The organism is Nitratireductor soli, from assembly GCF_001050155.1.
In the GTDB taxonomy this organism is placed as follows: Bacteria; Pseudomonadota; Alphaproteobacteria; order Rhizobiales; family Rhizobiaceae; genus Nitratireductor; species Nitratireductor soli.
Map to the genome: position 1 here is coordinate 225,379 of NZ_LFVY01000002.1, position 19,723 is coordinate 245,101.

18 protein-coding genes are annotated in these 19,723 nt (G+C 65.2%); 3 read left to right on the forward strand and 15 right to left on the reverse strand.

Annotated features, from left to right (window positions below):
* Positions 1 to 11: 11 nt before the first annotated feature.
* From AB843_RS03495 to AB843_RS03520, 6 genes are all read right to left on the reverse strand, one after another.
* On the reverse strand, positions 12 to 659 hold the full coding sequence (locus AB843_RS03495) for an EthD family reductase (RefSeq protein ID WP_206412777.1): 648 nt from the start codon (positions 657 to 659) through the stop codon (positions 12 to 14).
* A 76-nt stretch (positions 660 to 735) separates the two neighbouring features.
* Positions 736 to 2,046 (reverse strand): TRAP transporter large permease, encoded by a 1,311-nt coding sequence (locus AB843_RS03500; protein WP_048645398.1) that lies wholly within the window; start codon positions 2,044 to 2,046, stop codon positions 736 to 738.
* Positions 2,047 to 2,559, reverse strand: coding sequence for a TRAP transporter small permease (locus AB843_RS03505; RefSeq protein WP_048645399.1), 513 nt, complete (start codon positions 2,557 to 2,559; stop codon positions 2,047 to 2,049).
* A gap of 90 nt (positions 2,560 to 2,649) precedes the next feature.
* Positions 2,650 to 3,642, reverse strand: a complete 993-nt coding sequence (dctP, locus tag AB843_RS03510; RefSeq protein WP_048645400.1) for a TRAP transporter substrate-binding protein DctP — start codon at positions 3,640 to 3,642, stop codon at positions 2,650 to 2,652.
* Positions 3,643 to 3,739: 97 nt separating this feature from the next.
* Complete coding sequence (locus AB843_RS03515) at positions 3,740 to 4,540, reverse strand: ABC transporter substrate-binding protein (protein WP_048645401.1); 801 nt, start codon at positions 4,538 to 4,540, stop codon at positions 3,740 to 3,742.
* A gap of 63 nt (positions 4,541 to 4,603) precedes the next feature.
* Positions 4,604 to 5,818: a pyridoxal phosphate-dependent aminotransferase gene (locus AB843_RS03520; RefSeq protein WP_048645402.1), complete on the reverse strand. Its 1,215-nt coding sequence runs from the start codon at positions 5,816 to 5,818 to the stop codon at positions 4,604 to 4,606.
* Positions 5,819 to 6,238: 420 nt separating this feature from the next.
* Here AB843_RS03520 and AB843_RS03525 point away from each other — a divergent pair, with 420 nt between their 5' ends.
* Complete coding sequence (locus AB843_RS03525) at positions 6,239 to 6,679, forward strand: GNAT family N-acetyltransferase (protein WP_048645403.1); 441 nt, start codon at positions 6,239 to 6,241, stop codon at positions 6,677 to 6,679.
* On the opposite strand, the gene AB843_RS03530 is transcribed toward AB843_RS03525, so the two are convergent.
* The 9 genes from AB843_RS03530 to murA all read right to left on the reverse strand — a co-directional run bounded on the left by AB843_RS03530 (position 6,676) and on the right by murA (position 17,646).
* Entirely contained in the window at positions 6,676 to 7,791 is a 1,116-nt protein-coding gene (locus AB843_RS03530) for an anhydro-N-acetylmuramic acid kinase (protein ID WP_048645404.1), read from the reverse strand. The two genes, AB843_RS03525 and AB843_RS03530, sit on opposite strands and share 4 nt — an antisense overlap.
* 11 nt (positions 7,792 to 7,802) lie before the next feature.
* Positions 7,803 to 8,831 (reverse strand): serine hydrolase domain-containing protein, encoded by a 1,029-nt coding sequence (locus AB843_RS03535; RefSeq protein ID WP_048645405.1) that lies wholly within the window; start codon positions 8,829 to 8,831, stop codon positions 7,803 to 7,805.
* A gap of 3 nt (positions 8,832 to 8,834) precedes the next feature.
* Positions 8,835 to 10,592, reverse strand: coding sequence for an ABC transporter ATP-binding protein (locus AB843_RS03540; RefSeq protein WP_048645406.1), 1,758 nt, complete (start codon positions 10,590 to 10,592; stop codon positions 8,835 to 8,837).
* Positions 10,589 to 11,428 (reverse strand): ABC transporter permease, encoded by an 840-nt coding sequence (locus tag AB843_RS03545; RefSeq protein WP_048645407.1) that lies wholly within the window; start codon positions 11,426 to 11,428, stop codon positions 10,589 to 10,591. The genes AB843_RS03540 and AB843_RS03545 overlap by 4 nt, the downstream gene beginning before the upstream one ends.
* On the reverse strand, positions 11,428 to 12,387 hold the full coding sequence (locus tag AB843_RS03550) for an ABC transporter permease (RefSeq protein ID WP_048645408.1): 960 nt from the start codon (positions 12,385 to 12,387) through the stop codon (positions 11,428 to 11,430). The genes AB843_RS03545 and AB843_RS03550 overlap by 1 nt, the downstream gene beginning before the upstream one ends.
* A 285-nt stretch (positions 12,388 to 12,672) precedes the next feature.
* Entirely contained in the window at positions 12,673 to 14,226 is a 1,554-nt protein-coding gene (locus tag AB843_RS03555; RefSeq protein WP_206412780.1) for an ABC transporter substrate-binding protein, read from the reverse strand.
* 54 nt (positions 14,227 to 14,280) lie between these two features.
* Complete coding sequence (gene murQ, locus AB843_RS03560) at positions 14,281 to 15,234, reverse strand: N-acetylmuramic acid 6-phosphate etherase (protein ID WP_048645410.1); 954 nt, start codon at positions 15,232 to 15,234, stop codon at positions 14,281 to 14,283.
* Positions 15,235 to 15,503: 269 nt separating this feature from the next.
* Positions 15,504 to 16,385, reverse strand: coding sequence for a glucosamine kinase nucleotide-binding domain-containing protein (locus AB843_RS03565; RefSeq protein WP_048645525.1), 882 nt, complete (start codon positions 16,383 to 16,385; stop codon positions 15,504 to 15,506).
* 4 nt (positions 16,386 to 16,389) lie between these two features.
* The gene (gene murA, locus AB843_RS03570; RefSeq protein WP_048645411.1) at positions 16,390 to 17,646 is read right to left on the reverse strand and encodes a UDP-N-acetylglucosamine 1-carboxyvinyltransferase; all 1,257 of its coding nucleotides are present in this window, start codon (positions 17,644 to 17,646) and stop codon (positions 16,390 to 16,392) included.
* A gap of 178 nt (positions 17,647 to 17,824) precedes the next feature.
* Here murA and AB843_RS03575 point away from each other — a divergent pair, with 178 nt between their 5' ends.
* Together AB843_RS03575 and AB843_RS03580 are read left to right on the forward strand one after the other, a co-directional pair.
* Complete coding sequence (locus AB843_RS03575) at positions 17,825 to 18,673, forward strand: MurR/RpiR family transcriptional regulator (protein WP_048645412.1); 849 nt, start codon at positions 17,825 to 17,827, stop codon at positions 18,671 to 18,673.
* Positions 18,674 to 18,729: 56 nt separating this feature from the next.
* Positions 18,730 to 19,719 (forward strand): carbon-nitrogen hydrolase family protein, encoded by a 990-nt coding sequence (locus AB843_RS03580; protein ID WP_048645413.1) that lies wholly within the window; start codon positions 18,730 to 18,732, stop codon positions 19,717 to 19,719.
* Positions 19,720 to 19,723 lie beyond the last annotated feature (4 nt).

Consider the following 19,723-nt stretch of genomic DNA (forward strand, 5'->3'; position numbering starts at 1 on the left):
GCCGCCATCAACTAGCGGCCCGCGATCAGGCGGGTCGCCATCGGGTAGTGGAAATTTCCCCCCTCATAGGGCGGGAAGGTGGTGAAGTCGGCGCGCATCTCGTGGCGCACCGGCGATTGCAAGGCCGCCGTCAGCGCCGCCGGGCTGTCGAACATGATGCGGTTGCGCTGCATGTGGTGGACGCGCGTCCAGGGCAGCCCGTCGCGCCAGTCCATGCGGGTCAGGATCTCCAGTTCGCGGATGCCGGGAAAGCGCCGCATGATCGCCGGGTGGTGGTCGACATAGTGGTTGATCCAGGCGTTGAAATCTTGCGCCGGGCCCGGATAGTGGACCACGTAGCTGCAGGCCGAGGCAGGGTGTGGCACGGGATCGTCAACGGCAAAGCGGCGCAGGACCATCGCCTGCTGGTTCGCCTCCAAACCGTCCAGGCTTGCCAGCGCCCCTGGCTCGGCCAGCGGCCGCAACGGGCCGGTTGCCGCCACCGCCGCCTCCAGCCCCTCGATCGTGTCGAAATAGAGCTGCATGCCGAACACGGGGCTGCCGCCATCGTCATTGTAGAGGTCACGTGCCTGTTCCGGCGTATAGAGATAGGCACGTGACAGGCCGGGCATCGCGGCTATGGCCGTGTGCAGGGAGGCCAGGTCGGCATCGTCGATCACCCGGGACGCACCCGACGGGTGTTGAAAAAAGGTCAGATGACAAAACCGCATAAACGCACTCCGTTGGTGTCGGGTTTCACAGCAGGCCAGGCAGGAACAGGGCGATCTTCGGGAAGAGGATGATGAGAAGAATAAGGAACAGCGTGCAGGCGATGTAGGGTGCCGCGGCCAGCGCCACGGTCGACAGGCTGGTGCCTTTGGGCGCCACGCCCAGCATGATGAACAGCAAGAGGCCGAAGGGCGGGCTGGTGAAGCCGATCTCATAGGTCAGGAGCAGGATCAGCCCGAACCACACCAGATCGAACTGGAAATGCATGGCGATCGGCAGGAAGATCGGCAGGGTGATCAGCATCATCGATACCTGGTCCATGAACATGCCGAGGATGATGATGACCAGGATCATCAAAAGCAGGAATGTGTAGGGCCCCGGATCGAAGCCGACAATGGTGTTGATGAAGCCGGCGCTGGCGCCGGAGAAGGCGAAGACTTGCGAGAAGGTGGTCGAGGCGGAGATGATCAGGAAGGTCATGCCGGTGACCTTCATCGCATCGTCGAGCGCTTCCCACAGCACCGACCAGCGGAACTTGCGATAGGCGAGCAGAAGGCCGAGCACGCCGGCGCAGCCGAGCGCTGCCGATTCGGTCGGCGTGGCGATGCCGAGGATGATGGTGCCGACGACGAGGAAGACGATCACGCCCATCGGCACGATGTTGACGGCGACCGCCTTGAGCGCCGCGCCGCGCGCCGGGCGTTCGGTGGCATATTGCGGCGCGCTTTCAGGATCGATCAGGGTCTGCACGAAGATCAGCGCGGCGAACATCAGCGTCAGGAGCAGGCCGGGAATGGCGCCGGCGATGAGCAGCGCGCCGACGTCGATCTGCGCAAGAGAGCCGAGCAGGACGGCCAGCGTCGAGGGCGGGATGATGACCGCCAGGCTGCCGGCGCCGAGCACCGGGCCGAAAGCCATGCGCGGCTTGTAGCCGCGCTTCAGCATCTCCGGCACCATCAGCGCGCCCATCATGCCGGTGTTGGCGATGCTCGACCCCGAAAGGGCGGAAAAGACAGCACCTGCGGCCAGCACCACATAGGAGAGCCGCGCTCTCAGCCCGCCGATGCACAAATCGAGCGCGCGGATCACCCCGTCGCCGAGGCCCGAGCGGAAGAACAGGCTGCCCATGACCAGGAACAGGGGCAGCGGCGTCAGCGCATAGGTGGCGACGGCGTCGGAGAAATTGGCGATCATCTGTGCCACGCCGACCGAACCGCCGAAGAACAGGTAGAGGCCGGCAATGTTGGTGGCGAAGAAGGCGAACGCCACCGGCAGGCCGAGCCCCATCAAGCAGAGGACCAGGGAAACCATGACGGCGAAGGGGAAAAGCCAATCCATCTACAGCCCCTCCTGCTCGAGCGGGTCCAGGTCGTAGAGGCTGTCCTTGCCGAGGAGGTAGCGCGTCCACTCAATGGCGGACAGCAGGAAGGAGAGGGCGACCGGCAGGAAGACGGCCCATTTCGGCATGTCGAAGGTTCGGGTCTCGTAGGCGCCCGTCCGCACCGCATCGATGAGCAGCAGGCTGGCGTGCCAGCACAGATAAAGGCAGAGCCCGATACAGGCGATGTAGACGGCGCGCTCCAGCATGGCCCGCGCCGCCGGCGGCAAGGGCTGGCGAAAGAATTCGACGAAGACGTGCCCCTTGATGCGCACCAGCCAGGGCATCGGCAGGAAGGCCGCGTAAAGCAGCCCGTATTCGGCGGCCGAGATCGACCAGCTCAGGGGACGCAGGCCGAGATTGCGCAGAACCACATCGCTGATGACGACGAGAATGATCGCGCCGAGGACAAGCTTGGCGCATTGGGCCAGCGCGTGGCTGAGGCGTCCGCTAAGTGCGAAAACGAGGGTCATTGGCCGTGAACCGGGCTGTCGTGAGGGAAACGGGTCCCGGCATCGCATCCGCGCGATGCCGGGCGCATTCGTCTGGCAGCGAAGCTGCTTCTATTGGAAGAGCGCGCGCAACGCCTCGATATGGGTCGGATCGCGCTCGTTCATGCGCTTCCAGCTCGCCTCGGCCGCCTTGGCCAGGAAGTCGGCCGCCGCCGTCTCGCCGAGGGTGACGACCGTCTGCCCTTCGTCGATCATCTGCTGGCCCTGCGTCACGGTTGCCTCGGCATTCGCCGTGGCGCTTTCCAGCTCGTGTTCGAGGGCCACGTCGGTCAGGATTTTCTGCGCTTCCGGCGACAGGGATTCCCATTTCTTCTGGTTCATCGAGACCAGCACGTCGGTGACGAAGAAGGATGGGTCGATGCGGTATTTGGTGAACTTGTCCCAGCCGAAGGATTTGTAGCCGAAGACCGTGTAGGCGTTGGCGTTGACCACGCCGCGCTCGAGCGAGGTGTAGATTTCGCCTGGCGACTGGACAATCACCGTGGCGCCCAGCGCTTCCAGGAAGTCGCGATAGAGCGGCGCGCTGCGGATCGTCAGGGCCGACCAGTCGATCCCGCCATTGTCGGTCTTGGCGGGCTCCTTGACCGTGAACACGTGGAACCCGGCGCCGGCGTCCACATGCGCCAGCAGGTGCGCATTGGCCTTCTCGGCGTAGATTTTCGAAATCAGCTCCCAGCCGCCATTTTCGCGCACGTCGCTGACCGATTTGCCGGTCGCCGAAAACACCTCGCCCTCCGGCGCGAGTTCCAGATAGAGGCCCGCCGGCGTGTTGATCATGTCGATCAGGCCGTTTTTCTGCGCCTCGCCCTGCTGCAGCGGCGGCACCACTTCGGGACCGCCGCGCACCTTGATCTGCACGATGCCCTTGCCGCGCTCATTGACCTTCTCGACGAATTTCAGAAAGCTTTGCGCATAGGCGTTCTGTGCCGGCGTGAAGTGAACCGCGTTGAGCACCACCTCGTCCGCCCGGGCCGGGGAGAGAGCAGGGGCGGCGGCTGCGATGGCGAAGCCGAGGGCCAGCGCCCAGAGTAATTTTCCGCGCATTGATGTGTCCTCCTGACAAGTGAAATGGCAAAAGTCGTCCGCTGGCCGACGCGGAGCGCCGGCGCGATATGCATTCCCCGTGGCTGTGTGCCGGCGTCTACTTGGCTTGCGGAATCGGCAGGATCGTGTTGATCGACGAACCCGCCGCAGCCTCCGTGCCCAGCCATGTCTTGTGCAGGGCGGCCATGGTGCCGTCCTTCTTGATCTCGTCGATCGCCGCGTTGACTTCTTCCAGCAGCGGCGAGCCCTTGCGCATCATGATGGCGAACTTGTCGCCGGTCGGGATGGTCTCGACCACATCCATGCCCTTCATCTTCATGAAGGCGAACTGGAAGCCGGCAATGTCGCCAACGGCGCCGGCCAGGCGGCCCGACTGCACGTCGAGCAGCAACTCCTGCTGCGCGTTGTAGCCGCGATACTGGCTGAAGCCGTATTTTTCGGTGTTTTCCTTGATCCAGGCCTCGCCGACCGAGGCGGAGATCGCCCCGATCACCTTGCCCTTCATGTCGGAAAGCGACTTCAGGCCGGCATCCGCCGAGGCGATGAGGGCGATGTCGCTGTCGTAATAACCCTGCGTGAAGGACTGGTTCTGCAGCCGGTCATTGGTGATCGAGATCGACGAGATGGCGAAATCGATGCGGCCGGAAGACGTGGCGGCGAACAGCGCCTGGAAGCCCAGGTCCTGAAATTCGACATCGGCGTTAAGCCGTTTGCCGATCTCCTTCGCCAGATCGACCTCGAAGCCCTCGAACGCGCCGGTCTCGGTCTTGTTTTCCCAGGGCGGGTTGGCCGGGTAGGCACCGACGGTCAAGGTTTCGGCCTTGGTCGCCGAAACGGCGCCGATCTGGAGTGCCAGGGCTGCCATGACGGCAAACAGTCTGCGTCGCGCGATAGACATTGTGTTTTCCCCTTTATGGTTGACCCGCTGCCCGCGTTCTCCCGAACGGGCAATCGGTTGCTTTCAGTCCAGTGCATTCACCATTCGGTCCAGGGCCGTTTCGATTTCCCGCGCGTCGCGCATGACGCACATGCGCAGGAAGGCGCGCGATGCGTCGCCGAACAGATGGCCCGGCGCCAGGCCGACCCGTGACGTTTCCAGAATTCTTGCCGCCGCCGCCTGCGCGTCCGGTTCGCCGCGCAGCCGGAAGAATGTGTACATGCCGCCGCGCGGCTTTTCGGGAAGTTCGAGGCTCGAAATCCCGCCGAGCCTTTCATAGGCGAGGTCGAGGCCGGTCTTCGCCCGGCCGCGAATTTCCGCGACGAGGCTTTCGCCCTGCCTGAGCGCAACTTCGGCACCCGCCTGGACGAACCCCGCCGTGCCGCTGTTGGCATATTGGGTCATCGCCGCCAGATGGTCGGCGACGCCGGTCGGATGCGTCAGCCAGCCGATGCGCCAGCCCGTCATTGCCCAGGCTTTCGAAAAGCTGTTGACCGACAAAACGCGGTCGTCGTCATCGGCGATCTGCAGCATCGACGGCGCGACGTCGCCGTCGAAATAGAGCCGCCCATAGACCTCGTCGGAAATGATCCATATGCCTGTGCTGCGGCTGAATTCCAAGAGCACCCGCATCTCTTCCGTGCTCGCCGTCCAGCCGGTCGGATTGGACGGTGTCGACAGGAAGATGGCGCGCGTGCGCGCATCGCAGCGGTCGAACAGCGCGTCGAGATCAAGGCGCCAGTCGCCGTCGAAACGCAGCGGAACCGGGCGCGGCTCGCCGCCGACCATGTGAATGGCGTTGTGGATGTTCGGCCATTGCGGCTCGACATAGACGACGTTGGTGCCCAGGTCGACGAGCATCTCCAGCGCCAGGAACAGCGCCTGCATGCCGCCCGGTGCGACCGTCGACCGGTCGATGCCGATCGGCCGCCCGTGAATGCGCGTCTGGTAGGCCGACAGCGTTTCGTTGAGTGCATCCATGCCGCGCATGTTGGGAATGTAGAACGTGTTGCCGGCATCGAGTGCCGCCTTCGCCGCCTCGCGGATGAAGGCCGGCGTGACGACGTCGCCTTCGCCGTACCACAGCGGAATGACGCCGCCGAGCTCCCTGGCCTTGACCGCCAGTTGGGCAATGTTTTCCGTGCGCAAGTCCTGGATCTGCGGGCGAATGCCCTCGACTGCCGAACGGCCGGTCGCATTGGCCGGATAGCCGGTTGCAGATGCCTGGATTTTACGCATGTCCAACGGAATCCTCCCCAGGATGCTTGGCCCGATCCATCGCATGGGCGGCTGCTGTGCTGAAAGGCCATTGCGTCCATTTCAGGTGCATTAAGACAACCACAAAGCCGTATACTGTTCAAGCTTAAAATTTTCCGGAAATGTGGGATTTTCGCGCCATGAGCCCATGAATGCTGAGGTCATTCGCACATTCATGTAAAAAACTGTATACGAGTTTCATTGCGCGCCGCGCTCTGGTTCAGCGCGTTCGGATAAGCGTGCGGCAACGCAGGCGCACGGGTCAAAACCGGGGGATTTCTCCGGGAAAAGGCATTACGCGTGGGATGCAGCGTGCGCATCCCGTAATATCGATTGATGCTGATGCTGATGCTGATGCTGATGCTGATGCTGGCGATCAGCGCTTGGCGATGAGGATGCCTGATGCATGTGACGATCGATACAACGGCCAACCCCGATCCGCAGGACGAGCATTTCGTCGAAAGGCACCTCTCGGCGTTCAACGACAACGATGTCGGCGCCTCCGGCAAGACGCCGCTCTCGGTCTTCGTGCGTGACGAGACCGGCGCCATCGTCGCCGGCATTTCCGGCTACACCGGCTGGGGCTGGCTTTATGTTCAGCGGCTGTGGGTTTCTGAAAGCCTGCGCGGCCAGCGCATGGCAAGCAAGATGCTGGATGCCGCCGAGCGCGAGGCGTCCGCGCGCGGTTGCCACGGGGCCTTCATCGACACGTTCAATCCAAATGCCGCCAAAGCTTACCAGCGGCAGGGCTACCAGCCCTTCGGCGTGCTGGAGGACTTTCCGATCGGCCGCAGCAGGAGCTTCCTGCAGAAGAAATTGAAGCCGACCGTGAAGGAAAGTTAGCCGGCAATCTTCCCGCCGCGCAGAGGCCCCGGCGCTCCGGTCGTCGTCGGAAAGCTGATCGGCAGGTCGCGCAGGACGCGCACCGCCAGGAAGGCGAAGCACTCCGCCTCGATGGCATCGCCGCGCCAGCCGACCGTCTCCGCCGGCACCGCTTCGACGCCGGCGCGGCTGCCGAGCATCTGCATGATCGCCGGGTTGTGGCGACCGCCGCCGCAGACGATCAGCCGGCGCGGCCGCTTCGGCAACCGGTCGAGCGCCTTGCCGACCGCCGAGGTGGTGAAGGCGGCGAGCGTCGCAGCGCCCGTCGCGGCGTCGAGGCCATTGGCCATCTTGGCGCCGAAGTCGAACCGGTCGAGCGATTTGGGGTAGGGTGCGGTGAGATAGGGATGTTTCAGAAGTTCGGCGAGCCGAGCCTCGTCGACCGCGCCCGACAGCGCCAGGGCGCCGTCGCGGTCCATCTCGCCCAGCCCGAGACCCTTGACGAAATCGTTGATCGGCGCGTTGGCCGGTCCCGTGTCGAAGGCGATGACGCGCTCGCCGCCATCCCACCAGGTGACGTTGGCGACGCCGCCCAGATTGAGCACGGCGGTCTCGCCGGTCGTATCGACATCGCGCAAAAGCGCCGCATGATAGGCGGCTGAAAGCGGCGCGCCCTGGCCGCCGGCGCGCATGTCGGCCGAGCGGAAATCATAGGCCACCCGGCAGCCAAGGATCGATTGCATCAGCGCCCCGTCGCCGAGTTGCCGCGTCTCGCCCAGCCTGTCCTTCTGCGGGGCGCGGTGCAGCACGGTCTGGCCGTGGAAGCCGACAACGCCGATCTCGGCCATGGTAAGCCCGGCGCTTTCGACCAGGGCGTGCACCGCCTCGGACTGGGCGCGCGTCAACACGTCCTCCGCTTCACGGAAAATCTGCGGTTCCGGGCCATCGAAATTCCATGCGCGCGCCTGACGCAGGGTCTCTTCCAGGAGATCGCGCGTCGTCTGCGGATAGGGGGCCAGCGTGTAATCCCCGAAACGCTCGATGCGCTCGCCATCGGTCTTGAGCAGCGCGACGTCGATGTTTCCGTCGAGAACGGTTCCGGTCATGAGACCGACGGCCCAGATTGGTTCCATGGATAGCGTTCCTATGCCCCGTTGATGAGATCGCCGACCGTCTGCCGCAGCGTGGCGATGCCGCTGTCGAAATGCCGTGTCGGATGAATGCGGTTGGTGAGCAGCGTCCAGGCATGGCCGCGCGCGAAATCGACCCACAGGCCGGTGCCGGTGAAGCCGGTGTGGCCGATGGTGCCGGGGCTGCAATGCGCGCCGCCGGACCAGCCCTCATGGGGCCGCTCCCAGCCATGCGTGCGCGTTGCCGAGAGCGGTGTCCGCATCAGCGCTGCGGAAGCATCGCCGGCCGCATCCTTTGCAAGTAGATCCCGGGCGAAATCAAGGACGGCGCCGGCCGTGCCGAACAGGCCGGCATGGCCGGCTCCCTCAAGTGCGGCACAATTGTCGTCATGCACCTCGCCGCACAGCACGCGGTGCCGCCAGGTGCAATCCTCCGTCGCGGCGCAGTTTTCCGGTGCGGCCGAAAAGGCGAAGCCCGGTCCCGGATCGAAGGCGCGGAGCCGCTTCCACTCCAGCCGCTCCATGGCCAAGCCGAGCAGGATGAAATTGATGTCGGAATAGACTGGTTTGCCCTTGCGCCATTGGCGCTGCAGGACGAAGGCGCGCAGAAGCTCGCCATCGCGGCCATAGGTGTAGATCGGTTCGACGGCGGGAAACGGCGTCTGGTGCCCAAGGCATTGGCGGAAGGTGACCTGCCGTTCCCAGGCATCGGCATCGTACTGGCGCAGATCCGGCAGGACTGAAATCAGTGGCGCGTCGAGGTCGATCAACCCGTCGCGCGCATAGGCGAGAATGCGCGGCGTGGTGAAGATGACCTTCGTCAGCGAGGCGAGATCGAACCATGTGTCTTCGCGCATCGATTGCCGGTCTGGCACGATCTGCGCGAAGCCGGTGGCACGCACCAGACGCGCACCGTGGCGATCGACCATGCCCAATACACCGCCTGGAATGCGACCGGCCTCGACCGCGGAGGCGACCGGCTCGAAGGCGCGCGTGAAGCGTTGCGTCAGCGCCGATGCTTTCTCAGGATCGGTTCCGCCCATCGCTCAGCCCTCGACCCGTGCCCGATGGTCGGCGCCAAAACTCTGCCATTCGGCCTGTTCCGGCTCGAAGCCCAGCGGGCGGATAAGCGAGGGAACCTGGCGCAGGTCCAGCGCGAAGGTCTCGTGCCGGCGCTCGATGCTGGGAACGGCGGCGATCAACTGCCTGGTGTAGGAATGCCGCGGCGCCGACAGGACCGAGCGGGCATCGCCGATCTCGACGATCTGTCCGGCATAAAGCACGGCGATGCGGTGGGCGATGCGCTCCACCACGGCCATGTCGTGCGAGACGAACAGATAGGCGAGGCCGAATTCCTTCTGCAGGTCGACCAGCAGTTCCAGCACCTTGGCCTGCACCGACACGTCGAGCGCCGATACGGCTTCGTCGAGCACCACCACGGATGGGTTGAGCATCAGCGCCCGGGCGATGCACAGCCGCTGCCGCTGGCCGCCGGAGAATTCGTGCGGGTAGCGCTGGAGCGAATCGAGCGGCAGGCCGACGCGCTCCAGGAGCATGGTCATGCGCGCCGTCGTTTCCGGCGAGATTCGCCCGCCGGCGGCGATCACCGGCTCGGCGAGGATGCTGTCGACCCGCAGGCGTGGATTGAGCGAGGCGTACGGGTTCTGGAACACCATCTGCACCGATGGCCGGCCCCGGCCGTGCGGCGTATTCGTGTTGGCCGAAAACGCGCCGCGCGTCGGCTGCACGAGGCCGAGTATGGCGCGCGCCGTGGTCGATTTGCCCGACCCGCTCTCGCCGACGATGGCAAGGGTTTCGCCTGGCATCAGGTCGAAATCGACCCCGTCCACCGCGTGCACATTGCCCGTTCGCCGGCGCAACAGGCCGCCGGTGACCGGGAAGCGCACCGTCAGCCCCTCGACATGCAGCGCGGGACCCGCGGCCGATCCCTCTGTCGGCGTCTCCGGCCGGCGATAATCGGTGCGCGCCGCGCGGCCCGCCTCGAAATGCGGCACGGCGCTGAGCAGATGCCTCGTATAGGGATGCCGCGGCGTGTCGAGAACGGCGTTCAACGCGCCCTGTTCGACCGCCTCGCCGGCCTGCATCACCATCACCTTGTCGGCGATGCCGGCGACAAGGCCGATATCATGGGTGATGAAGATCATCGCCATGTCGGTTTCGCGCTTCAGCTCGGCCAGAAGCGCCATGATCTGCGCCTGCACCGTCACGTCGAGCGCCGTGGTCGGTTCGTCGGCGATCAGCAGGCGCGGATTGCACGACAGGGCGGTGGCGATCATCACCCGCTGCAGCATGCCGCCGGACAATTGGTGCGGGCTGTATTTCAGGCGCCGGGCGGCATCGGGAATGCGCACGCGGTCCAGCGCGTCCTTCGCCGCCGCGGTCGCCTGGCGGCCTGTCAGGCCGCGATGCAGGCGAAACGATTCCTCGATCTGCGCGCCAATGGTCAGAACCGGGTTGAGCGAGGTCATCGGTTCCTGGAAGATCATGCCGATCTCGCCGCCGCGGATCTTCGTCAACTGGTGTTCCTGCGCATTGGCGAGGTCGATGACGGTGCCGTCGGCAAGTCTGAGATCGACCGCGCCGCGCGTGATCCGTCCACCGCCGAAATCGACGAGACGGTTGATCGACAGCGCGGTGACGGATTTGCCCGAACCGCTTTCGCCGACGATGGCCAGCGTCTCGCCGGCGGCGAGTTCGAAGCTGACGCCGCGGACGATCTCGTGGGCGGCGGGATCGCGGCCGAAGCCGACATGCAGGTCGCGGACGGAAAGCAGCGGCGTCATGCGGCGGCCCTCCGCATCTTCGGGTCGAGAATGTCGCGCAGGGCGTCTCCGAGCAGGTTGAAGCCGAGAATGCCGATCATGATCGCCAGGCCCGGGAAGATAAGCAGCCAGGGCGCCATCTCCATCAGGTTGCGGCTGTCACTCAGCATCAGGCCGAGCGAGGAGGCCGGCGGCTGCGTGCCGAGGCCGAGAAAGCTCAGCCCCGCCTCGGTGAGCAGCCCCCAGGCCAGCGCCAGCGTCACCTGCACGGTCAGCGGCGCGACCAGGTTGAGCATCAGGTGCCGCGTCAGGATGTAATGCCGGCTCGAGCCGAAGGTGCGCGCCGCATCGACAAAATCGCGCGTCTTGAGCGACAGGGCCGGGCCGCGCACGACGCGGGTGAAGATCGGCGTGTAGACGATGGCGATCGCAGCAATGCTGGTCCAGGTGCCGGGACCGACCACGGCGATGATGAGCAGCGCCAAAAGGATCGCTGGAAAGGCGAGCAGCACGTCCATGACGCGCATGATGAGGCCGTCCCAACCCCTGCCGAACCAGGCGGCGGCAAGGCCAAGCACCGTGCCCGCCGTGGCCGCCAGCGCCACCGAGGCGAAGGCGACGATGAAGGATTGGCTGATGCCGAGCATGAGCCGGCTGGCCACGTCGCGGCCGAACAGGTCGGTGCCCATCCAGTAGACGCCGTTCGGCGCATGCAGCCGGTCGATGCGGAACTGCATCAGCGGATCGTGCGGCGTCACGCCCAGAAGGCCGAGAATGGCGACCAGCAGGTAGACGCCGACAATGACGCCGCCGATGCGGCCGCTCGGATGGGCGAGGATGGCGCGCAGGAATTGCATCAGCGGTCTCCCAGCCGGATGCGCGGATCGAGCATCACATAGGTGAGATCGACGATCAGATTGACGATCATGAAGTTGAGGGCGATGAACAGGACGCTGCCCTGCACCAGCGCATAGTCGCGCTGCAGGATGGCGTCGAGCACCATGCGCCCGAGGCCCGGCAGGGCGAAGATCTGCTCGACGATGACGGCGCCGCCGAGCAGATAGCCGAACTCGACGCCGCTCAGCGTGACGACGGGGATCAGCGCATTGGGCAGGGCGTGGCGCCAGATGACGCTCAGCGCCGGCACGCCCTTCGAGCGCGCCGTGCGCACATAATCCTCGCTCAAAACGTCGAGCATGGCCGAACGCGCGATGCGGGTGACCGAGGCGGCGAAGGCGAAGCCGAGCGTGATGGCCGGCAGGATGAGCTGGCCGAGATTCTGCAATGGGTCTACGAAGAACGGCGTGAACGCGCCCATCACCGGCAGCACGCCGAAGCCGACCGACAGGATGAAGATGATCAAAAGGCCGACGACGAAATTCGGCGTCGACTGGCCGATCATGGCGAAGACGCGGACAATCAGATCGGAAGGCCTTTCGTTGCGCGTCGCGGCGAAGACGCCGGCCGGCAGGCCGACCAGCAACGCGATGGCCATCGACAGGAGCGCCAGTTCCAGCGTCAGCGGAAACCGCTCCAGGATGACATCGAGCACCGGCTTGCCGTAGGTGACGGAAATGCCGAGGTCGCCCTGCATCGCCCCCGTCAGCCAGCGGCCATATTGCACCAGCCAGCCCTGGTCGATGCCGAAATAGGCTTCCAGCGCGGCGCGTTGATCAGGCGTGAGAAGCCCTGCCTCGGTTCCGAGCATCGCCGTGATGGCGTCGCCCGGAACGAGACGGATCGAGATGAAGACGAGGATGGACACCCCAAGCATGACCAGCGGAAACGTCACCAGCCGGCGGGTCAGGTAATTCATGGAGTATGCACCTCATGCGACCTTGTTTGTCGATGTGTGAACTGGTGCGCATTGCGGGCGCGGCGCGGCCTGCCGCCCTCGTGGGTCGACAAGCTCACCATGAGGGCTGTGCTGCTCATCGCGAGGTCTGCATTGTTCGGCATGAGAGTCGCGTTAGCGCCGGTACGGTGAGGTTTGCAGGAACGTGGCAATGCCCTCACCCTCATCCTGAGCTTGTCGAAGGGCGAGGGTGACGGCACGCACCGCGCCTGCCGTCACTCAACCGTGCATGGCACCGCAGAAACATCACTGCGCAACCGTAACCGTGCTCAACCCGAACAGTGAGCCGGTCGGCGTCGCCACGAACCCGTCTACGTTCTTCTGCTGCGCGGTGTAGCTGTAGGACGTGTACAGCCAGATCCACGGCGATACTTCGGCCAGATGCTTTTCGAACGCGCCGAAGATTTCCCTGCGCTTGTCGGGATCGGTCTCCACGCGGCCCTTCTGCATCAGGTCGTCGAGCGTATCGTCGATGTAGTTCGCCACCTTTTGCAGGTTGCCGTCCTTGGTCCAGTAGCGGTTGTACATGGAATAGGGGTCGGCGCGGCCGCCATTGAGCGCCACGGCCATGTCGAAATCGCCCTTCAGCCAGGTGTCGACATAGACGTTGAGCTCCATCATCTTGATGTCGAGCTTGATGCCGATCTCGGCAAGCTGCGACTGGATGACCTGCGCTTCGGCTGCTGCTGTCGGCGGCTCGCCGGTGGCGGCGATCACCGTGGCGGAAAAACCCTCCGCATGGCCGGCATCGGCCAACAATTGCTTCGCCTTCTCGACGTCGCGCTCATAGCAGAAGAGCTGCGACGGGTCGCTGGCATAGGCCGGCATGGTCAGCGGGCCGCTCACCTCGCCCTCGCCGAGCAGCGCCGTGTCGAGCACGTCCTGGCGGTCGATGGCGCACGAGATGGCCTGGCGCACGCCGAGTTCGGTCATCGGCGAGCGCGACGGGTTCAACTGCAGGACATGATAATTGAGGACCGGCGTGCGGTTGAGCGTCAGGCTCGCCTCGTTGGGCACGAGCGTCGCCACCAGCGGGTCGTTGATCAGCGCGAAATCCACCTGCCTGGTGCGCAGCGCGGCGAGGATGGCCGTCTCGTCCGGCAGGACGCTGATGTCGATGCCGTCGACGGCAACCGTGCCGCCCGCCCAATCCTTGTTGGCGCTCAGCACTTCCTTGGCGTTGGGTTCCCACTTTTCCAGCTTGAACGGGCCGGAGCCGATGGCCTTGGTGCCGATGGAGCCGGCCTCGATCTCGCTGACTGGCACGACGGCGGCGTTGATGCTGGTCATGGCCGTCAGGATCGGCACGTCGGGCTGCGACAGGTTGAACACGGCGGTGGTCTCATCCGGCGTGCCGATGCTCTCGATGGACAGGAAGTTGGCGCGCGCCGCAGCCCCCGTCTCCTCGGCCATCAGGCGCTCGAACGAGGCTTTCACATCCGCCGAGGTGACTTTGTCGCCATTCTGGAACTTCGCCTCCGGATCGAGCTTGAAGGTCAGCGTCTTGCCGTCCTCGGTGAATTCCCAGGACTGCGCCAGCGCCGGGATGATCTTCAATTCGCTGTCGAGGCGCACGAGCGGCTCGTAGATCAGCTCCAGAAGGCGGATCGAGGAAAACGCGGTCTGCTTGTGCGGGTCGAGGCCGGTCGCGTCCTGCGACCAGGCCATGCGCAGCGTCGCCGCACTGGCCGGCGCGGTCAGCACCGCCGTGCCGATAAGGGCTGCCAGCGCAACCGTCGACACAAGTGATTTGCCGCGGAATGTCCCGGAGGCTGATGTCGTGAAAAATGACTGTCCCATGTTCTTCTCCCTCTGAGAGTGCTCGATACCGTGCGGCCTGGCCGGCCGGCGGCTTCAATTGTCGCTATTATTAAGCTTCGCAGCTTCCCGCTGTCTCTCGTTTATTGCCTGGCGCAGGAAGCCGCCCGCTTGCGCCAGTGCGTTGCGGGCTTGGTCCACCTCCATGCCGGTGATGGCGATGAGGATCGCCAGCTTGACGTCATTGTCGGTGGTTTTGAGAAAGGCGCCCGCTTCCTCGATGGTGCAGCCGGTCGCCTCGACGACGATGCGCGCGGCGCGGGCAACGAGCTTCTGGTTGCTGACCGTCAGGTCGACCATCAGGTTCTGATAGATCTTTCCCATGCGGATCATGCTGGCCGTGGTCAGCATGTTGAGGATCAGCTTTTGCGCCGTGCCCGATTTCAGCCGGGTCGAACCGGTCAGGATTTCCGGGCCGACCACCGGAGCGATCGCCAGTTCGGCGATGTCGCCGATCGCTGAGTTAGGATTGCACGAAAGCGCGATGGTCGCCGCGCCGATTTCCTTCGCATAGGTAAGCCCGCCGATGACGAAGGGGGTTCGGCCGCTGACGGCGATGCCGACCACCACGTCGCGCGCGGTGAGCCCGGCGTCCATCAGCGCCTGCCGGCCCTGTGCCGGATCGTCCTCGGCGCCTTCGATGGCGCGCGTCATGGCCTCGGGGCCGCCGGCGATCAGGCCGAACACCATGTCTTCCGGCACGCTGAAGGTCGGCGGGCATTCGGATGCGTCGAGAATGCCCAGCCGGCCGCTGGTGCCGGCGCCCATATAGATCAGCCGGCCGCCCTTCTGGAAGGCTTCGACGATCTTGTCGACGGCGGCCGTGATCTCCGGAATCACCTTCTCGACCGCCAGCGGGACGCCCTTGTCCTCGTCATTGATCAGCCTGAGGATTTCCGAAGTCGGCTGCAGGTCGATGTGCATCGTCTTCGGATTGCGCCCCTCCGACACCAGCTTTTCCAACTCGGACATCAACGCTTGTTCGGGCATGACTTCTCTCGAAACGCGGCCTCTTTCGAAACGCGCTGGCCGGATCGCGTGACCGGCATCGGCTTTCCCGACAGTCGACGAGAAGGGCGCGCCGAAACGCCGCTGACATCCGCTTGCGCATGCGGCCGCTTGCGCGGCGGCATGGTGTCGATGACGGCGCCTTATGGTGTTCTTTGCGCCTTCCCTGCTGTCTTACCTCAAAGGGGTATAATTGAAAATTCCAACTGTCAATCGAGATTTGGAATAATGTATTCCTATCCGAATGGCTGCTATGCCGCCCGTCGGGCCAGGATGATGGCGCCCGAGACGGCGTCTCCGTCGGCTGGTTTCAGGCGGCGGCGCACGTCGGGCGAAAGCCACGGTTCCAGCGGACCCGACAACCCGCCGAGCAGGGTGACGCGCGGCGCGCCCTTGTTAAACAGCGCCCGCACCAGCATGTCGATCTGCCCGGCGGCTGCCTGGACGATGCGCCGCGCGGCGGCGTCGCCCTGGTCGGCGTGGCGCAGCACCATCGGCGCGAACGTGGCGTAGTCGGTCGCCGTCGCCCGGTCCATCCAGTGCACGACTTCGGCCGGATCGTTGGCGAAACGCTGCATCACTTCAGGCAAAAGCGCGCCGCGCTCGATGCGCTCGTCATGGGCCTGCAGGGCGAGCCGCAGGGCCATCAGCCCGATGTCTGCACCGCTGCCCTCGTCCGAGATGGGGAAACCGTAGCCGCCAAGGCGCAGATCGCGCCCATCGACGAAGCCCAGGCCGACGGAACCCGTGCCGGCGATGACGATGGCCCCGTCGCGGCCCGAATGCGCACCGAGACAGGCGCCTATACCGTCGCTGACGAAGGCGATGCTGGCAAAGGGATGCTCAAGCGCCTGCAGCGCTTCCAGCGATCCCTTGCGGCTCATGCCGGCGAGTCCCACGCCGGCATGCATGCGGGCGATGCCGGCCTCATCCAGCCCCGCCTCGGCGATGGCCGCGTTGAACGCGCGCGACACGGATGCCCACGCCTCATCGATGCCGAGCCGTGTCGTCGCCGGCCCCGAAAGCCCCTGGCCGAGCACGCTGCCGGCCTCGTCCTCGATGCGGGCGCGGCAGCCGGTTCCGCCGCCGTCGACGCCGAGGAAATAATGCGCGTTCGTCGTCGTCTTGCTCATCAGGTCAGCCGCGCATTCGTTCGATGTCGGCGCCGCATTGCGCCAGCTTGCGGTCGAGCTGCTCATAACCCCGGTCGAGATGGTAGACCCGGTTGATCACCGTCTCGCCCTCGGCCGCGAGCGCTGCCAAAACGAGCGAAACCGAGGCGCGCAGATCGGTCGCCATCACCTGCGCACCTTTCAGCGGCACACCACCACGCACCACCGCCGTGGTGCCTTGCAGCGTGATGTTGGCGCCGAGCCGCATCAGCTCGGGCACATGCATGAAGCGGTTTTCGAAGATGGTTTCGCGGATCAGCGACGTGCCGTCCGCGCAGCAGGCCAGCGCCATGAACTGCGCCTGCAGGTCGGTTGGAAATCCCGGATAGGGCTCCGTCGTGATGTCGGCGGTGCGCAACGGCCCCTCGCGCGAGACGACGAAGCCGCGATTGCTCGGCCAGATGCTGGCGCCCATCGCTTCCAGAACCTGGATCACGGCGGCAAGATTTTCCATGCGTGCATTGGTGAGTTCGAGCTGACCGCCCGTGATGGCGGCGGCGACGGCATAGGTTCCCGCCTCGATGCGGTCGGGAATGCCGTGGTGTCTGGCCGGCTGCCACTGCGTGCGTCCTTCGATGAGGATCCGGTGTGTGCCGGCGCCCTCGATCCTGGCGCCCATGGCGGTGAGGCAGGCGGCAAGGTCGGCCACTTCCGGCTCACGCGCCGCGTTGACGATCTCGCATTCGCCGGCTGCCGCCGTCGCCGCCATCATCGCCGTTTGCGTCGCCCCGACCGACGGCGAGCCGAGAACGACGCGCCCGCCGGCAAGGCCGCCCGCGGTGGAGGCAACGATGACGCCGTTCTCGATGGCGACCTCGGCGCCGAGTGCCGCCAGCGCCTTGATATGCATGTCGACCGGCCGGGCACCGATGGCGCAGCCGCCCGGCAGCGACACGCGGGCCTTGCCGAAACGCGCCAGCAATGGTCCGAGAAACAGCACCGTGGCGCGCATGCGGCGCACCGTGTCGTAGGACACGTCGCGCGGGACGATCTCTCCCGCGTCAATGGTGGTTGAATGCGCCAGGCGCTCGACCTGGGCGCCGTAGAGTTGCGCCACGCCAAGCATGTTGTCGACGTCGGAAACCACCGGCAGGTTGGTCAGTTCGAGCGGATGTGGGCTCAAAAGCGCGGCGGCGATCTGCGGCAGCGCGGCGTTCTTCGCGCCGGACACGGTGACGGTGCCCTGCAGCCTCTGTCCGCCGATGATCCGCAATCTGTCCATGGCTCGAACCCTTCGGGAATTGAATGGCGACGGGCAGGGGCGATCCATCGCCCTGTCGAACCCGCCGGGATATTCCATTGTATCAATGGTCGGTGGAATATAATATTCCTTTGCTGATTTCATTGGCCCTGTCCAGCGCACAGGCGGTTCATTGCCCGGAAGCCTTCGAAAGGAACGGATGTCGATTCTCAAGATCATCGCCGCGAAGCTGGAGACCATGGCGCCCGCCGACCGGCAGATCGGCCAGTTCATCGTCGACGATCCGGACGGGATGTTGCGCCTCTCCTCGGCCGCCCTGGCGGCTGAGACGGGGCGCAGCCAGTCGAGCGTCGTCAAGTTCAGCCAGAAGCTCGGCTATGCCGGCTATCAGGAGCTCAAGCTCGCCGTCAGCCGCGCCAAGGCGCAGGAATGGCAGGTGCCTGCCGGCATGATCCACAGCACGATCGAGGTCGATGACGGTTATGCGACCGTGCTGCAGAAGCTGATCGGCAGCAAGCTCCTGTCGATGCAGGAGACGATCGTCGCCAACAACGAGCAGGACATCACCCGCGCGCTCGACGGGTTGGATCGCGCGCGCCGGGTCCACATCGCCGGCGTCGGCGCGTCGTCGCTGGTCGCCCGCGACTTCTCCTACAAGCTGCAGAAGCTCGGCCGCTACGCGCTGCATGTGAGCGACAGCCACGTGCAGATGGCGAATGTCTCGACATTGGGGAAAGACGACCTCGTCTTCGCCTTGTCCTATTCGGGGACGAGCATCGAGACCTTGCGCATCGCCGAACTGGCCAAGGCGCGCGGCGCGGCGGTGATCTCCGTCACCGGGCTGCAGGACAATCCCCTGATGCGCCTCGCCGATATCCGCCTCCACACGGTGGCCGATGAGGAGCGGGCCCGCTCCTCGGCGATCACCGCACGCGATGCGCAACTGGCGGTGACCGACCTCCTGTTCATTCTCCTGGTGCAGCGCCAGCCGGATGCCAACGAATATGTCCACAACAGCGAAGCTTCGGTAGCGGTTCTGAAGGTTTAAGTGTTTAGTCCCCTTGCTGCTTTATGGCCGCTGCCGAACAACATCAGGGGGATTGAATGGATGTCGTTGTCGCGCCGGAGACGGGCAATATCAGCGATCAGGATGCGCTGACCGTAGCGCTTGCGCAGATCGCGCCGGTCTGGCTGCGTCGTGATGAAACCCTGGCCAAGGTGGCGGCCAGCGTCGAGGCGGCCGCGGCACAGGGAGCCCAGCTTGTCGTCTTCGGCGAGGCGCTGGTGCCGGGCTACCCATTCTGGATCGAGCGCACCGACGGCGCGCGCTTCGACGATCCGCGGCAAAAAGCCATCTTCGCCGAGTATCTCGACCAGGGTGTTGTGATCGAGCGCGGCGACCTGGCCGGCCTGTGCGATCTGGCGCGCAGGCACGCCATCGCCATCTATCTCGGCGTGATGGAGCGTGCGCCGGACCGCGGCGGATCGAGCCTCTACTGCACGCTCGTCTACATCGACGCCGAAGGCCGCATCGGCTCCGTTCACCGCAAGCTGCAGCCGACCTACGAGGAGCGGCTGGCCTGGGCGCCGGGGGACGGGCATGGCCTGCGCGTGCATGACCTGCACCGCTTCCGTGTCGGCGGGCTGAACTGCTACGAAAACTGGATGCCCTTGTCGCGCGCCGCGCTCTATGCGCAGGGCGAGGATCTGCATGTCAGCGTCTGGCCGGGCGGGCTGCACAACACCTGCGATATCCCGCTGTTCATCGCCAAGGAACTGCGCGGCTATGTGCTTGCGTGCTCCAGCCTGATGCGGCCGGGCGACTTTCCGAAGGACACGCCGTTGCGTGCCGAAATCCTGGCCGACGGGGCCGAATTCCATGCCAATGGCGGCAGCACCATCGTCGGCCCGGACGGGCGGTTCGTTGTCGAGCCGGTGGTCGGGCGCGAGGCACTCATCGTCGCCAGGCTGGACCATGCCCGCGTGCGCGGCGAGCGGCAGAATTTCGATGTCGCCGGCCATTATTCGCGGCCGGACGTCACGCGGCTGGTGGTTGATCGCCGCCGCCGTGGCATCGCCGAATTCGTCGATTGAGCGC

Coding starts and splice junctions, on each gene's coding strand:
- AB843_RS03500 (WP_048645398.1), bottom strand. CDS start 2,046: ATGGATTGGCTTTTCCCCTTCGCCGTCATGGTTTCCCTGGTCCTCTGC.
- AB843_RS03505 (WP_048645399.1), bottom strand. CDS start 2,559: ATGACCCTCGTTTTCGCACTTAGCGGACGCCTCAGCCACGCGCTGGCC.
- dctP (WP_048645400.1), bottom strand. CDS start 3,642: ATGCGCGGAAAATTACTCTGGGCGCTGGCCCTCGGCTTCGCCATCGCA.
- AB843_RS03515 (WP_048645401.1), bottom strand. CDS start 4,540: ATGTCTATCGCGCGACGCAGACTGTTTGCCGTCATGGCAGCCCTGGCA.
- AB843_RS03520 (WP_048645402.1), bottom strand. CDS start 5,818: ATGCGTAAAATCCAGGCATCTGCAACCGGCTATCCGGCCAATGCGACC.
- AB843_RS03525 (WP_048645403.1), top strand. CDS start 6,239: ATGCATGTGACGATCGATACAACGGCCAACCCCGATCCGCAGGACGAG.
- AB843_RS03530 (WP_048645404.1), bottom strand. CDS start 7,791: ATGGAACCAATCTGGGCCGTCGGTCTCATGACCGGAACCGTTCTCGAC.
- AB843_RS03535 (WP_048645405.1), bottom strand. CDS start 8,831: ATGGGCGGAACCGATCCTGAGAAAGCATCGGCGCTGACGCAACGCTTC.
- AB843_RS03540 (WP_048645406.1), bottom strand. CDS start 10,592: ATGACGCCGCTGCTTTCCGTCCGCGACCTGCATGTCGGCTTCGGCCGC.
- AB843_RS03545 (WP_048645407.1), bottom strand. CDS start 11,428: ATGCAATTCCTGCGCGCCATCCTCGCCCATCCGAGCGGCCGCATCGGC.
- AB843_RS03550 (WP_048645408.1), bottom strand. CDS start 12,387: ATGAATTACCTGACCCGCCGGCTGGTGACGTTTCCGCTGGTCATGCTT.
- AB843_RS03555 (WP_206412780.1), bottom strand. CDS start 14,226: ATGGGACAGTCATTTTTCACGACATCAGCCTCCGGGACATTCCGCGGC.
- murQ (WP_048645410.1), bottom strand. CDS start 15,234: ATGCCCGAACAAGCGTTGATGTCCGAGTTGGAAAAGCTGGTGTCGGAG.
- AB843_RS03565 (WP_048645525.1), bottom strand. CDS start 16,385: ATGAGCAAGACGACGACGAACGCGCATTATTTCCTCGGCGTCGACGGC.
- murA (WP_048645411.1), bottom strand. CDS start 17,646: ATGGACAGATTGCGGATCATCGGCGGACAGAGGCTGCAGGGCACCGTC.
- AB843_RS03575 (WP_048645412.1), top strand. CDS start 17,825: ATGTCGATTCTCAAGATCATCGCCGCGAAGCTGGAGACCATGGCGCCC.
- AB843_RS03580 (WP_048645413.1), top strand. CDS start 18,730: ATGGATGTCGTTGTCGCGCCGGAGACGGGCAATATCAGCGATCAGGAT.